The organism is Variovorax sp. OV084, from assembly GCF_900111625.1.
Lineage (GTDB): Bacteria > Pseudomonadota > Gammaproteobacteria > Burkholderiales > Burkholderiaceae_C > Variovorax.
Map to the genome: position 1 here is coordinate 20,105 of NZ_FOII01000011.1, position 13,286 is coordinate 33,390.

At 67.8% G+C, this 13,286-nt stretch carries 9 protein-coding genes; 2 read left to right on the plus strand and 7 right to left on the minus strand.

Going from position 1 to position 13,286, the window contains the following annotated elements; genetic code table 11:
* Positions 1-32: 32 nt before the first annotated feature.
* Together BMW87_RS23430 and BMW87_RS23435 are read right to left on the minus strand one after the other, a co-directional pair.
* Positions 33-800 (minus strand): fimbrial biogenesis chaperone, encoded by a 768-nt coding sequence (locus BMW87_RS23430; RefSeq protein WP_177192830.1) that lies wholly within the window; start codon positions 798-800, stop codon positions 33-35.
* Positions 801-831: 31 nt separating this feature from the next.
* Complete coding sequence (locus BMW87_RS23435) at positions 832-1,341, minus strand: Csu type fimbrial protein (protein ID WP_093078935.1); 510 nt, start codon at positions 1,339-1,341, stop codon at positions 832-834.
* A gap of 303 nt (positions 1,342-1,644) precedes the next feature.
* Between BMW87_RS23435 and BMW87_RS23440 the strand changes: the two genes are divergently transcribed.
* Positions 1,645-2,514: a ChaN family lipoprotein gene (locus BMW87_RS23440; RefSeq protein ID WP_093078936.1), complete on the plus strand. Its 870-nt coding sequence runs from the start codon at positions 1,645-1,647 to the stop codon at positions 2,512-2,514.
* Between the two features lie 69 nt (positions 2,515-2,583).
* On the opposite strand, the gene BMW87_RS23445 is transcribed toward BMW87_RS23440, so the two are convergent.
* From BMW87_RS23445 to BMW87_RS23465, 5 genes are all read right to left on the minus strand, one after another.
* Positions 2,584-7,911 (minus strand): beta strand repeat-containing protein, encoded by a 5,328-nt coding sequence (locus tag BMW87_RS23445; protein ID WP_093078938.1) that lies wholly within the window; start codon positions 7,909-7,911, stop codon positions 2,584-2,586.
* A 73-nt stretch (positions 7,912-7,984) separates the two neighbouring features.
* Entirely contained in the window at positions 7,985-9,382 is a 1,398-nt protein-coding gene (locus BMW87_RS23450) for a CsgG/HfaB family protein (RefSeq protein WP_093078939.1), read from the minus strand.
* 14 nt (positions 9,383-9,396) lie between these two features.
* Positions 9,397-9,915, minus strand: a complete 519-nt coding sequence (locus tag BMW87_RS23455; protein ID WP_256216883.1) for a hypothetical protein — start codon at positions 9,913-9,915, stop codon at positions 9,397-9,399.
* Between the two features lie 385 nt (positions 9,916-10,300).
* Positions 10,301-10,849 (minus strand): methylated-DNA--[protein]-cysteine S-methyltransferase, encoded by a 549-nt coding sequence (locus BMW87_RS23460; RefSeq protein ID WP_093057654.1) that lies wholly within the window; start codon positions 10,847-10,849, stop codon positions 10,301-10,303.
* A gap of 125 nt (positions 10,850-10,974) precedes the next feature.
* Positions 10,975-12,309, minus strand: coding sequence for an omega-aminotransferase AptA (locus BMW87_RS23465; RefSeq protein WP_093078941.1), 1,335 nt, complete (start codon positions 12,307-12,309; stop codon positions 10,975-10,977).
* Positions 12,310-12,378: 69 nt separating this feature from the next.
* On the opposite strand from BMW87_RS23465, the gene purU reads away from it, so the two are divergent.
* The gene (gene purU, locus BMW87_RS23470; protein ID WP_093078942.1) at positions 12,379-13,245 is read left to right on the plus strand and encodes a formyltetrahydrofolate deformylase; all 867 of its coding nucleotides are present in this window, start codon (positions 12,379-12,381) and stop codon (positions 13,243-13,245) included.
* Positions 13,246-13,286: the final 41 nt, after the last annotated feature.

The window sequence follows — 13,286 nt, forward strand, 5'->3', positions numbered from 1 at the left end:
CCACCGGCAGCCAGCAAGCGAAAGCGACCAGGCTACTGAGCTGCTGCAGCCGTCGCACCGGGAACTTGCAGGAAGACGGGAGAGAGCGGCACTTCGGAGTCCGCCTGCGCCTCGAACTGGAGTCTGGCGCCCGGCGGCAGTGAAGGCAGTGCGACCGGCAACCTGGCGCTTTGCTGCGGCAGCACGTAGACCGACATACGTTGACGCAAGAGTTCGCTGCCATCCGCATGGCGCACGGTGACTTGCGTGATCTGGATGTGCTCGCGCCCCAGGTTGTCGATGGTCAGCGCCGACGCGCTCAGATGCCACGCGACCGAAGGCGCTCCCGCAGGCGACGAAGGAGGCACGAAGATCGGCAAGACCAGCTGCAGCAGCGTCTGCAATTCAGCGCCCGCCCCCTCGGTCCCCGTTGGCAGCGCCTTGTCGCGCGGCAGCTGCCTCAGGAAGATGCGGTAGCTGCGCTCATCGGCCAGCGCGGGCACCTGCAGGCCGAGGCGCACGATCTGCCGGCCATTGGCCGGAATCCGGAAGATGGCCGGATTGACCAGTACCTCGCGCGTAGGCGCATAGACATCCTGCTGATCCTTCTGCGCCCAGCTCATGACCTCGGCCTGCATCGAGATCTCGCTGGCACCGTCGTTGGTCACGACCAGCGAAGCGACCGGCCGGTTGGGCTGCAGCACGACGCGGACCGGCGCGATCTGGATGCTCGCGGCCCGAACGTCGACAGGAACGGCCGAGACGGCCATCGCCGCCGCCGAACCGAGGATGATCGCCGCGCGCGCCAGGAGCTGGCGCATAGCCCAATCGAGGGACATGGACCGTGAACGCTCAGTAGGTGAGCGTCAGGGTGATCGTGTCGGTGTAGTCCGTTGCGGGCGCCACTGCGTACTGGGCGGCCGGGACCTTGCCGTGGACCGTATGGGTCACGGCCGAACCTGTGCCGGTGTAGTCCGACCCCGTCGTGCTGTTGCTCCAGTTGGTCGCATACGAGGAGTCCTTGTAGAGACCGTACGACAGGCTGTTGTAGCCGCTCGTCGCCGTGGCGCTCGTCATGGTCCGGGCCGTCACCGAGCCGCTGGTGCCTGCGCTCATGCCCAGCGAGTAGGTGGTGCCGTAGGTGCACTGCACGGTGAACGAGGTCGCGCCGGTGAGCGCAGTGCCCGGGGTGAAGCTTCCGAACGCGAGCGTGTCGGGCGTGGCCATGGCGCAGGAACTGAGCACCGTGGCCGTCACCTTGAAGGTCGTGGTGGCCGTCGTGGCGTGTGCGGACTGGAGCGGCAGCACGGCAAGCGCCACCAGGGCCGTGGCAATGGCGCCACCGAGTCTCAAGTTATTCATATCTACCCCGTAAGTGTCGGAAATTGAACCTCCGGATAGATGGATATCCGGCCCGTATCGCGAGTCACATGTGGTCTTTGGTATGACTTGTTCGCGACGGGCCGAGTAAACCCAAAGACTTAGTAAAAAATTAGCAGGCTGTCAGCTAAAAGTTTCAGAGGTGTTCAACGGTAAATCCACCGGAACTTCGGCGGCGGTTGCGCGGCCAGCGCGCGAACGAAAAAAAGCGGGAGGGCACGGACGACAGGGACAGGGGGAAATGGACGGCACTGCGTGCGCGTGCCGAGGGCATACGATGGCGCGATGCCTCCTCCAAACTGGCCCGTTCGGGCCTCCCGGTTCCTGCTGTTCCCCCTGCTCGCCGTCACGGCGTTCACGGGCTGTTCGGCGCTGTCCTCTTCCGGCGCCGATGCGCCCGACGCGCCTATCGCACGCCGCGTCGCAGCGCTCCAGCCGATCGATGCCCTGCTGCTCGGCGAGCAGCACGACGCGCCCGAGCACCATGTCATCGAGCGCGAAACCGTCGAGGCGCTGGTCGCGCGCGGCCACCTCGCCGCGCTGGCGCTCGAGATGGCCGAGGAAGGCCGCAGCACCGCACAGCTCACGCCCACCGCCACCGAGGCCCAGGTGCAGGCCGCCCTCGACTGGAGCGACAAGGCCTGGCCCTGGGCCAGCTACGGCCCCGCCGTGATGGCCGCAGTGCGCGCGGGCGTGCCCGTGGTCGGCGCCAACCTGCCGCGCGTCCGCATGAAAGACGCCATGGCCGACGTCTCGCTCGACGTGCAGCTCAACGGCGAGGCCTACACCGCGCAGCAGGACGCCGTGCGCGATGGCCACTGCAGGATGCTCCCCGAGTCGCAGATCGTCCCGATGACGCGCATCCAGGTCGGCCGCGACCGCGCGATGGCGCAGGCCATCGTCAAGGCGAAACGCCCAGGCCAGACGGTGCTGCTGATCGCCGGAGCCGGCCACGTCGTGCGCACGCTCGGCGTGCCGCAGCACCTGCCCGACGACGTCAAGGTCGCCACGGTGCGGCTGATGGCCACGCCGGCGGCTCCCTCGCCCGAGGCAGTAGCGGGCGACTACGACCGCACATGGCGGACACCGCCCCTGCCCGAAAAAGACTACTGCGCAGAGTTCAAGCGGCAGGCAAGACCGCAACCGAAAGCCTGAGCGCCCCATCGACAAGAAAAAAGCCGCGAGCCCAAAGGCCCGCGGCTTTTTCTTTCAGTACGCAGCAGCTCAGCGCGAGGTAATCGCCGACACCGCCGAGTTGCCCGTGGCCGATGCCGTGATCTGGTTGCCCGTGGTGCGCAGCGTGCTGTTGCCCACAGCGCCCGACACGCCGACCCCGAAGTTCACGCTCGTCACCGTGGCCGTCACCGCACCGGTGTTGACCTGGTAGTTGCCGATGGCCGCGCTCGGCGCGCCCGTGTTCAGCGCCGTCTGCGTCAAGCGGTTGGTCGCGCTGTTGCCGACGGCCTGCGCCGCCAGTGCGTTGCCCGTGACGCCGACCGAGCCGCTCGACACGCCAGCCCCGGTGCTGTTGAGCGCCACCTGGTAGCTCGTGCCCACGCTGGTTGCCGACACCGCGCCCGAGTTGCTTTGGCTGTTGAGAATGGCCGCGCTCGCACCGACGTTGAGCGCCAGCGGCGTGCCGACCAGGCTCGACGAACTCACCGTCGCCGCGCCGCCGTAGCTGCTGCCGCCGCTGGACTCGAGCACGTTGGTCGCCGCATTGCCGCGCGCCAGGGCAACGGTGGTGTTGCCGTCGAGCGAGACGCTGCTGCCGTTGAGCGGCACCGCGCCCGCCAGCGTCGCATTCGCCACCGTGCTGGCCGTCGCCGTCACTCCGGCCGTGCTGCCCTGCACATTGACGATGCCGACGCTGGCCCCCTGCGTCGCGCTGCTCGCCACCGTGGCGGTGTTGGCCGCGCGGTTGGCCGTGGCCTCTGCGAAGGTGCTGTTGCCCGAGATGGTGAGCGCGCCGTTGATCAGCCCCGGCGTGGGTGCGGCGTTGTCGTCGTTGTGGATCGACGTATTGGCCGTGCTGCTGACGGTCGATGCGGCCGACTGGCGGTTCGACAGCACGTGGTCGCCGGTGGCCACCACGTTGTCGGCGCTGCCGGTCTCGTTCAGCGTGGCAGAACCCGTCGCGCCCGGCGGCAGGGTGTTGACCGCGCTCACGCTCAGCGTGTTGGTCGCATCGTTCATCACGCCCAGCGCCGTATTGCTGTTGCCCGAGAGACGCACTGTCGAGGCGGTGGATGCGGCCGGTGCAAACAGCTCCTGCGTGGACGTTGCCGTCACCGCGGCGGTGCCCGACTGCGTCGACTGCAGCGCCGAGCGCGCGCCAACGTTGGAGCCCGCGAGCGTCACGCTGTTGAGCGCCGTGTTGGCCACGGCCTTCGCGCTCTGGCCGTTGTTCGTCACGCCCAGCGTCGAGGTACCGACGATGGATGCCGGTGCCGTGTCGATGCCCACGATGCCCGTCGCGGTGGCCGACACAGGCCCGGTGCCCATCTGCACGTTGGCCAGTGCGTGGTCTGCCGTCACTGTCACCAACAGCGCCGGGCCGGCTGCGGCCACGGCCGGCAGCGGCGTGCTGCCGGCGATGGTGCTGCTCTTCACGTCGATGCTGTTGGTGGCAGCGCTGCCGGTGGCGGCTGCGCTGGTGATGTTGCCGTCGAGCGTGGCGCTGCTGCCGGTGAGCGCGTTGGGGCCGGTCAACGTGAGCCTGGTCACGTTGTTGGCGTTGGCTGCCACGGTTGCGTTGCTGTCCTGCGCGTTCAGCACCGCAGTCTTGGCCGACTGCGATGCGCCGCCGGTCAGCGAGGCAGCGTTGGTAGCGCGGTTGGCCGCTGCTTCCGAGGACGTCGAGTTGCCCGAGGCGGTGAAGCTGCTGTTGACCAGGCCTGCGTTGGCGGGCACCAGGCTGTCTTCGTTGTAGATCGCGGTGTCGGCGGTGCTGGTGGCCGAGGTTCCGGCCGACTGGCGGTTCACCAGCACCTGGTCGCCCAGCGCCGCGGTGTTGCCGGGCAGCGCACCCTGAAGAATGATCGCGGGAACGAAGGATGCGACAGACGAGCCGCCCGCAACGGCGACCTTGTTGTCCACGTCGTTGATCACGCTCAGCGCCGAGTTGCTGTTGTTCGAGAGCTTCACCGACGAGCCCGTCACCGAGGCCGGCGCAAAGGCCTGCATGAACGAGCGCGACTCCACCGCCGCCGTGCTGCCCTGTGCCGACAGCAGCGCCGAGCGAGCCGACACATCGGTGGCCGCGAGCGTGATGGCGTTGCTGCCCGTGTTGGCCACGGCCTTCGCGCTTTGCGTGTTGCCGGAGGCACTCAGCGTCGAGCCGGAGATCACCGCGCCGGGCGCCGTGTCGACACCGAAGGCGGCTGCCACCTTGGAAGAGATCGTCGGGCTCGTCACCAGCTGGATGCTCGACAGCGCATGGTCGCCGACCGCACCTGCCAGGCCCGCGAGGCTGGTCGCACCGGCAAGCGGCAAGCCGTCGCCCACGGCGATGGTGTTGCCTTTCACGTCGATGCGATTGACGGCAGCGTTGCCCGTGGCCGAGCCGCCGGCGGCGTTGCCGTCGACAGCGACCTGCGAGTTCTGGATGCTCGCGCCGCCCAGCACCACCTGCACGCCGTCTTTGTTGTTGAGCAGCGCGCCTTCCTGCCCGGTCAGCGAGCTGACCGCCGCACTGGTGAGCTGCAGGTTCTGCACTGCGGTGGTGGTCGAGACGCCGACTGCATCCACGCTCACGCCGTTGACGGCGCTGTTGCTGGTCGCGCCGGCCAGCGTGGTGTTGCCGCTGGCGTCCACCTTCGAGTTGCTGATGGCACCGGTGACGGTGGTCTGCACTTCAGGCCCGCCGCTGCGTTGCGCCGACACCGTGCCCTGGCCCGACTGCGCGTTCTGCACGCTGAAGGCGGCGGTGGTGGCGAGCACGTTGCCCGTCAGCGTCGCACCCGCCAGCGAGAGGCCGGAGGTGTCGATGTTGTTGCCCGTCACCTTCACCGTGTTGCCGGTGGCGCGGCTGCCGTAGGCCAGTGCCTGCGCCGCGTTGTCCGAGCTGGACACCGAGCTGTTGCTCAGCGTGCCCGTGACCGTGGTGCGCGCCACGATGCCGCCGGCCGCGATGGCCGAGATGACGGTGTTGGTGCCCGCCACAGCCTGCGTGTTGGTGACGTTGGCGATCGAGGCATTCGAGCCGCTCACGTTGTTCAGGCCCAGCGTCACGCCGCTGGCGGCGTCGTTGCCGTAGGTGGCTGCGACGAAGGCGTTGTCGCTGTTCGCGACGCTGGCGCCCGAGACATTGCCGTTGACGTTCGCCGCAAAGGTGTTGGAGCCGGTCGCCGAGCTGCCGATGTTCCCCTGCACCGACTGGTCGTTCAGGATGCCGTAGGCCGCAGTCACCGTCGGCAGGGCGCCGGCCGCGTTGCTGAACGGCAGTCCGCTGAGCACATCGACCGTGACGGTCGAGGCCGGTGCGCCCAGGAACGGGCCTGGCGCCGCGGCCAGGTTGCCCGCGCTCACGCCCAGCGTGTTCGTCGCCGAGTTGCCGTAGGCAATGGCGCGCTGCAGGTTGTCGGTGAGCGCGACCGAGCCGCCCGTGAGGTTGCCGTTCACCGTGATGCGCGCTTCAGGAGCGAACAGCGCCGCGCCGGCACCGGAGGTTGCATCCGACATCTGCACGCTCGCGATGCCCGCGCCCGTGCCGACCGAGTTGCCGCTGAGCGTGAGCGTGTTGGTGGCCCCGCTGCCGAGCGCCACGGCTTCCTGCCGGTTGTCGGTCAGCGCCAGCGTGTTGTTCGCGACCGGTGCGCCGCCGCCGCTGGCGGTCAGCAGGATCTGCGAGCCGAAGTTGAGCGCCGCGGGGCCGCTGCCGTTGTAGTTGCCCTGCAGGTTGGTGAGCGTCGCCGCGCCGCTGGCGGACACGCGCCCGTCGGAGTCGGTGCCGCCCGTGAGCACGGCGTTGCCGTTGCCCAGCGCTACAGTGGCTGCCTGGATCGCCAGGCTCTGCGTGATCTGGTTGCCCTGCGCGGTGGCCGCCGATGTGTTGCCGGACACGGTGACCGAACTGCCGCTGGTCTGCCCCGTGCCGGGCGACTCGCCCGTCTGCGCCGAGATGACCGACGGGAGCAGGAACGCCGTCAGCGGTGCCGCCGAGTTGGCCTGCTGGTTCGACACCGCCGCCGTGCCGGTGAACGAAGCCGCGTTCTTGCCGCTGGCGATCGCGCTCGACGCCGTGTTGCCGGTGGCGTCCGCCGTGATGCTGTTGTCCGCGAGCGTGACCTGGCTGTTCTTGCTCGACTGCACGCCGGCCAGGATTTGTGCGCCCGCGGTCTGGGCGAAGGTGGTCACGCCGATGTTGCCCTGGCTGTTGACGATGGCCAGGTCGCTGTTGACGTTGCTGGTCACGCCCACGCCGTTGTGGATGCTGTTGTTGGCCGCGGTGGCTGCCGTGCCGGTGCCCGCGATGGTCACGTCGTCGATCAGGATGCGGTTGCCCGCCGTGCCGGCGGTGGTGCCCAGCGCCTCGTTGCCCGTGGCCGCGCTGGAGATCGCATTGCCCTGCACCGACAGCGAGCCCTGCAGCACGTTGGAGCCGCCGGCAGGCACGCCGCTCACGAGACCCGTGATCACCGAGCCCGTATTGGTTGCGCTGTGCGTGGCGGCGAGGATGCCGTTGCCGTTCGCCTGCAGGTTCGCGACCACCGCCGAGCCCGCGAAGGCCGGCGCGCCGCCCGACTGGATTTCGGCCGTGCTGGTGGCGCTGTTGGCCTTGAGCACCGCGGAGATCGAATTGCGTTCGAGCACGGCTGCCGTCGTCAGCGTGATGCCCGGGCTCGCCGTCAGCATCAGGTCGACCGTGTTGCCCAGCACCTGCGCACTGGAGCTCGCGCCCGTGGCCGACTGCAGCGAGGTCACCACGATGTTGCCCTTGGCATCGAACAGCGGTGCGCCCGCCGGATAGGTCAGCACCGAGGTGCCGGCCTGCGGCGAGGCGCCGACCGCGGCGGCGCCCGAGACCGCCGAGCTGCCGCTGTTGAGCGTGGTGGTGGCCGAGATGGTGTTGTCCGCGTTGACCACGCTGCCGGTCTGCAGCGTGCTCGATTCCACCGCCAGCTTGCTGCTGCTCACTGCGCTGTTGATCACGCCGGTGTTGGTCGCCACGCCCAGCGTGGCGGCGTTGTTCACCGGCGTGCCGGGCGCCGGCTGGATGCTGTTGGCAAAGCTGTTGCCGGTGGCGCTCGCGCCGACCAGGTTGCCGCTGGTGCTCATCGCCACCGGGTTGGGATTCAGCGGCGTGCCGGTGGAGGTCGTGCCCACGGTGGCGCTGGTGATGGTGGCGTTGACGGCCCCGGTGTTGTTGATGTCCGAGTTCACCGTCGGCGTGCCGGTGGCGGTGCCGTTGTAGGCAGCGTCGACCGAGGTCTCCGCGGCTTGTGCGCCGGAGGCTGCTGCAATCAGCGCCATCGCGACGGCCGTGCCGATGCTGCTGCGGCTGAACATGGGCGCGCGTACGGCCCGGCTCTGGATCTTGCGTGCTTTCATGGCGTGACTCCTCGGATGTTGTGGAAGCGGTCTGGGTCGGAAAGTGGATGCGCGATGCGCGCGGAACGGCAGGTCAGTCGCCCTTGACTGCGCCGTCGGAAGAAGAGGTTGGCGCCGCGCCGCCGACCACCGCGCTGCCGATGCGCAGCTTGGCGATCTCCTGCAGGCCCGGGCCGTCGCGGTGGATCGACGTGTCGGCGGCATCGGGCCGCCATGTGAGGCTGATGGCGCCCGGCGCCACGCCGCGGTTGGCAAGGGCCGAGGTGACGGCAGCGATGCGCTGGTCGGTGAGCTCGTCGCGCTTGCGGGCGTCCCAGTTCTCGGTGTCGCGCGCCACCAGCACGATGTCGGTCGAGCCCTTCTTGGCCAGGCCCGCGATCTGGTCGATCAGCGCAAGCGAGCTGCCGCCGAGCGTGGTCGCGCCGAAGTCGAAGGACACCTGCGTCGCCGTGCCCGTGAGGCGCGCGCCGCCCTGCCCCGCGGCATTGACGGCCACGCCGCTCTGCACCACGGGCGAGGTCACGGCCGCGCCGCCTACGGCGGCATCGCCCGGGTTGTCGACCTTGCGCAGGTCGGCCGCGGGCACGACAGGAATCTGCTCGCCGGCGCCCGGGCGCATCGTCATGCAAGGCCGGTGGTCGACCTGCGTGACGGCCGCCATGAGCCGCACCACGCCCTCTTCGAGCGCCGCGCGCACGCCCATCTGCACAGGCTCCTGGCCCTTGGCGCCGATGTCCACGTCGTACAGCTTGCTGCCGAAGAAGCGGAACACGTTCAGGCCCACTTCGTAGCCATTGAACTGCTTGGTGAGGCTCACCGTGCGCACCACCATCAGCGACTTGGTGTCGACGATGCGCAGGTCCACGCTCACCGACTGGCTGAAGGTGCGCGCCTTCACGCCCACCTGGTTCACCGCGAACTCCGCGCCGCCCGAGTTGATGTTGTAGTTGAGCTCGGTGATGCCGCCAACGATGAAGTAATCAGACTTGTTGATCGTGCCGCCGAAGTACGGCAGCCACGGCACCGCCTGGCCGCCGTTGGGGCCGCCTACCTGGTGCGTGCGGCCGTCACCGAGCTGGCGGCGGTCGGCATACGCGAGCTCGCGCTCGGCGATCACCGGGTCGAAGCGCTCGGCGATGCTCACTGCGCCACCGAGCTTGCCGAGTGCCGAATACACCATCAGCGCGCCGCCCTGCGTGATCGCGTTGCCTTCGTTGATGCTGTACTTGCCGGTGTAGTCCTTCACGTCGCCCACGCCGATGACGATGGGCGGACGCCGCGTAGCCGCGATGTGGTCGGCGTAGCAGGCGAGCACCGCCTCCATCGGCGTGATGTTGTCGCGCACCGAGGGGCCGAGCACCACGGGTGCCTCGTTGGGCGCAAAGCGTTGCTGCGGAGCGGAGACGCAACCGGCGAGCGCCACCGTGGCGATGGCTGCGAGCGCGAAGGTGCGGGTGATGGGGTATTGCATGTCGCTTGCCCCGTTCAATTGAGCACGCCGAACGCGCACGCCGAGCTGCCGCCGACGCTCGCGGTCTGCGCACCCGAGTTGCTCTGATTCGAGTTCAGAGCCTGGTTGGCCGCGCCCTGCACCTGCGTGCTGGTGCCGCCCACGATGGCCGAGCCGACCGCGCCGGAGTTGGCTTGCGTGGTGCCTACCGTCGCGCCGCCGAGGGTGCCTACCGCGGTGCGGCTGTCATTGCCCGAGGCATTCGAAGTCGCGCCCGAAGTGGAAGGCGAATTCGCGACCGTGCTGTTGTTGCCGTCGTTGCCCGTGGAGGTCGCGGAGACGTTGCAGTTGTACTGGCGACCGATGTTGTTGGTCGTGTTGTAGACCGGCGCCGAGTAGTAGCCGCTCTTCTGCTTGCGGATCATGTCCTGGATCGCGGCCTGGTTCACCTTGTCGGTGCTGGTCTGGAACTGCCATGCGGCGTTCTCGCCGACGTTGTTGGCGAGCGCAGCCAAAGGCGCACACACCAGTGCCATAAGAAATACGCGTTGCATGACGGTCCCTCTCTGGAAGACGCACTTGATGAACTCATAAGTGCTACGTTTCGGGAGGGGATGCTAGGGATCGACGGCCACGGCCGGTATCCCGGGAACCGGTAGGAGGTATCCCGGGAACCGGTAGAAATGAGGAGGGCAACCCAAGGGCTCGCGCAGGCCGCAGGGGTCGCAGGCGCGCATGCAGGTGTGCGCGTCAGCAGGTCAGGCTAGTCGCCGAACCAGAACAACAACCAGGCGGTGACAGAGCCGAGCGTCACCATCACGAGAGCGACCTGGCGACCCGCAGGAAGCGGCCGGCTCATCCATCGCTCGATGTTTTTCGACATCTTCGTCCCCCGTTCTTCTAGTGAGGACCGAAGCGTGAAGCGCTCGCCGAGTTCTGTCAAAGCAGAAGAAATGCTTCACCGACTTTCCCGACCGCGGCCGGCAGCGCGCCTTCGTGCTGCAGCAAATGCCGCTTGCGGAAGACCCCGCCGGCGTAGCCCTTGAGGTCTGCGTTCTTGCCGATCACACGGTGGCACGGCACGACGATGCTGATCGGGTTCGACCCGTTGGCGGCACCGACATCGATGGCCGCGCGCGGATCGTCGAAGCCGAGCTGCCGCGCCAGTTCACCATAGCTGGTCGTGCGGCCTGCAGGAATGCGGCGAAGCGCCTCCCAGACCTGCTGCTGCAGCGCATTGCCCAGCCTTGCGACGGGCAGCGTTTCGATGGCCGTGAGATCGCCGTTGAAGTAGCGATCGAGGGCATCGGCCACCGTTTGCGGCGCGGCGCCTTCGGTCAGCTCCACCTTGTCGTGAAGTTCCCGCAGGAGGCGATGCAGGCGGGCGCGATGGTCCGCGAAATCCAGCGCATGAATGGCACCGGCAGCGTCGGTGACCAGCAGAAGTTCGCCCATCGGCGAAGCCAGATGGCTCAGTTGCAGCTTCATGTTCGTGTCCTCACAAAAGAGAAGGCGGCAGGGCCGCGAACATTCACATGCTGCGCGTTCCCCGCCGCCTTCACTCGCCGTATCCGGACATCGATCTCCGGCTCACGCCGGCGCTGCCTTCCCGCTCAGGCGTGTGCCTTGATCGAATCCGCCAGCGTGTTCACCAGCGTGTCGATGTGCGACTTCTCCACGATGTACGGCGGCGCAATCACCAGCACGTCGCCCGCTGGCCGCACCAGCGCGCCCTTGTGGAAGCAGTCGAGGAAGATTTCATAGGCGCGCTTGCCCGGCGTGCCCGCGATGGGCGCAAGCTCCACCGCTGCGGCAAGGCCGAGGCTGCGGATGCTGATGACGTTGGGCAGGCCCTTGAAGGTGCTGTGGAAGGCATCGCCCAGCACCTTGCCCATTTCACCGGCGCGCGCGAACAGGTTTTCTTCCTTGAAGAGATCGAGCGTGGCAATGGCCGCTGCGCAGGCCACCGGGTGGCCCGAGTAGGTGTAGCCGTGGAAGAACTCGACCACGTGCTCGGGCGCGTCGGTCTTCATCATCGCGTCGTAGAGCTTGTCGCGGCAGATCACGCCGCCCAGCGGAATGACGCCGTTGGTCACGCACTTGGCGAAGTTCAGCATGTCGGGCACCACGCCGAAGTAGTCGGACGCGAAGTTGGTGCCCATGCGGCCGAAGCCCGTGATGACCTCGTCGAAGATCAGCAGGATGCCGTGCTTGTCGCAGATCTCGCGCAGGCGCTTCAGGTAGCCCTTGGGCGGCAGGTACCAGCCGGCCGAACCGGCCACGGGCTCCACGATGATCGCGGCGATGTTGCTCGGGTCGTGCAGCGGCAGGATGCGGGTTTCGAGCTCGACCAGCGGGTCTTCGGCCCACACCGGCTCCTCGTTGTGGATGTAGGCGTGGTTCACCGGGTCATGGATGAAGCGCATGTGGTCCACGCGCGGCAAAAAGGCCGAGCCGAACACCTTGCGGTTGCCCGGAATGCCGCCCACCGACATGCCGCCGAAGCCCACGCCGTGGTAGCCCTTCTCGCGGCCGATGAACACGTTGCGGTGGCCTTCGCCGCGCGCGCGGTGATAGGCCAGAGCCACCTTCATCGAAGTGTCGGCAGCCTCGGAGCCCGAGTTGCAGAACAGCACCTTGTTGAGATCGCCGGGCGCGAGCGAGGCGATCATCTCGGCCGCCTTGAAGGCCTTGTCGTTGCTGACCTGGAAGGCGGTGGCGTAGTCGAGCGTGTCGAGCTGCTTCTTGATCGCCTCGTTGATGGGCTTGCGGTTATGGCCCGCACCCACGCACCACAGCGACGAGATGCCGTCGATCACCTTCTTGCCGTCGTGCGTGGTGAACTCCATGCCGTCGGCCCCGACGAACACCCGCGGGTCTTTCTTGAAGTGACGGTTGGGGGTGAAGGGCAACCACTGGTTGTCCATGTTGAAGTCCTGGAAGGCCATGCGTGTCTCCTGCGGTTATGTGGTCGAGGAAAATCGCGATTCTGGCACCCCTGCGACAATCACGCCCTGATGACGACCTCTACGCCTACCTCGCCCGCCTACATCCTGAACCTCTCCTGCCCCGACCGGACGGGCATCGTGCACGCCGTGTCGGGCTTCCTGCTCGAGCGCGGCGCCAACATCGAAGAGGCCGCCCAGTACAACGACCACGACACGGGTCTTTTCTTCATGCGGGTGCGCTTCGCCTGCGGCGACCACAGCGAAACCACGCTGCGCGAAGAGCTGAAGACCTTCGCCGCCGGCTTCGGCATGACGCTGCAACTGCACGCCGCCGCCGAGCCGATGAAGACGGTCATCCTGGTCAGCAAGGAAGGCCACTGCCTCAACGACCTGCTGTTCCGCTGGAAGAGCGGCCTGCTCGCCATCGACGTGCGCGCCATCATCTCGAACCACCGCGACTTCTACCAGCTGGCCGCCAGCTACAACGTGCCCTTCCACCACATCCCGATGACGGCCGCGACCAAGGCACAGGCCGAGGCGAAGCAGCTTGAAATCATCGAGGCCGAAGGCGCCGAACTCGTGGTGCTCGCGCGCTACATGCAGATCCTGAGCGACAACCTGTGCCGCAACCTGGCCGGCCGCGCGATCAACATCCACCACTCGTTCCTGCCCAGCTTCAAGGGCGCCAAGCCCTACTACCAGGCACACGACCGCGGCGTGAAGCTGATCGGTGCCACCGCCCACTACGTGACGGCCGACCTCGACGAGGGCCCGATCATCGAGCAGGACGTGGCCCGCGCCGACCACACCGACACCGTGGAAGACCTCACGGCCCGCGGCCGCGACACCGAGAGCCAGGTGCTGGCGCGTGCGGTGAAGTGGCACAGCGAGCACCGGGTGCTGCTGAACGGGCACCGCACGGTGGTGTTCCGCTAGGCCTCCGAAAAAAGCATGCCTCCGCTTGGGAGGCATGCATC

What these genes read in the sequence shown, in the direction of transcription:
- BMW87_RS23430 (WP_177192830.1), bottom strand. Translation starts at nt 800, where the DNA reads ATGCGCCAGCTCCTGGCGCGCGCGGCGATCATCCTCGGTTCGGCGGCG.
- BMW87_RS23435 (WP_093078935.1), bottom strand. Translation starts at nt 1,341, where the DNA reads ATGAATAACTTGAGACTCGGTGGCGCCATTGCCACGGCCCTGGTGGCG.
- BMW87_RS23440 (WP_093078936.1), top strand. Translation starts at nt 1,645, where the DNA reads ATGCCTCCTCCAAACTGGCCCGTTCGGGCCTCCCGGTTCCTGCTGTTC.
- BMW87_RS23445 (WP_093078938.1), bottom strand. Translation starts at nt 7,911, where the DNA reads ATGAAAGCACGCAAGATCCAGAGCCGGGCCGTACGCGCGCCCATGTTC.
- BMW87_RS23450 (WP_093078939.1), bottom strand. Translation starts at nt 9,382, where the DNA reads ATGCAATACCCCATCACCCGCACCTTCGCGCTCGCAGCCATCGCCACG.
- BMW87_RS23455 (WP_256216883.1), bottom strand. Translation starts at nt 9,915, where the DNA reads ATGCAACGCGTATTTCTTATGGCACTGGTGTGTGCGCCTTTGGCTGCG.
- BMW87_RS23460 (WP_093057654.1), bottom strand. Translation starts at nt 10,849, where the DNA reads ATGAAGCTGCAACTGAGCCATCTGGCTTCGCCGATGGGCGAACTTCTG.
- BMW87_RS23465 (WP_093078941.1), bottom strand. Translation starts at nt 12,309, where the DNA reads ATGGCCTTCCAGGACTTCAACATGGACAACCAGTGGTTGCCCTTCACC.
- purU (WP_093078942.1), top strand. Translation starts at nt 12,379, where the DNA reads ATGACGACCTCTACGCCTACCTCGCCCGCCTACATCCTGAACCTCTCC.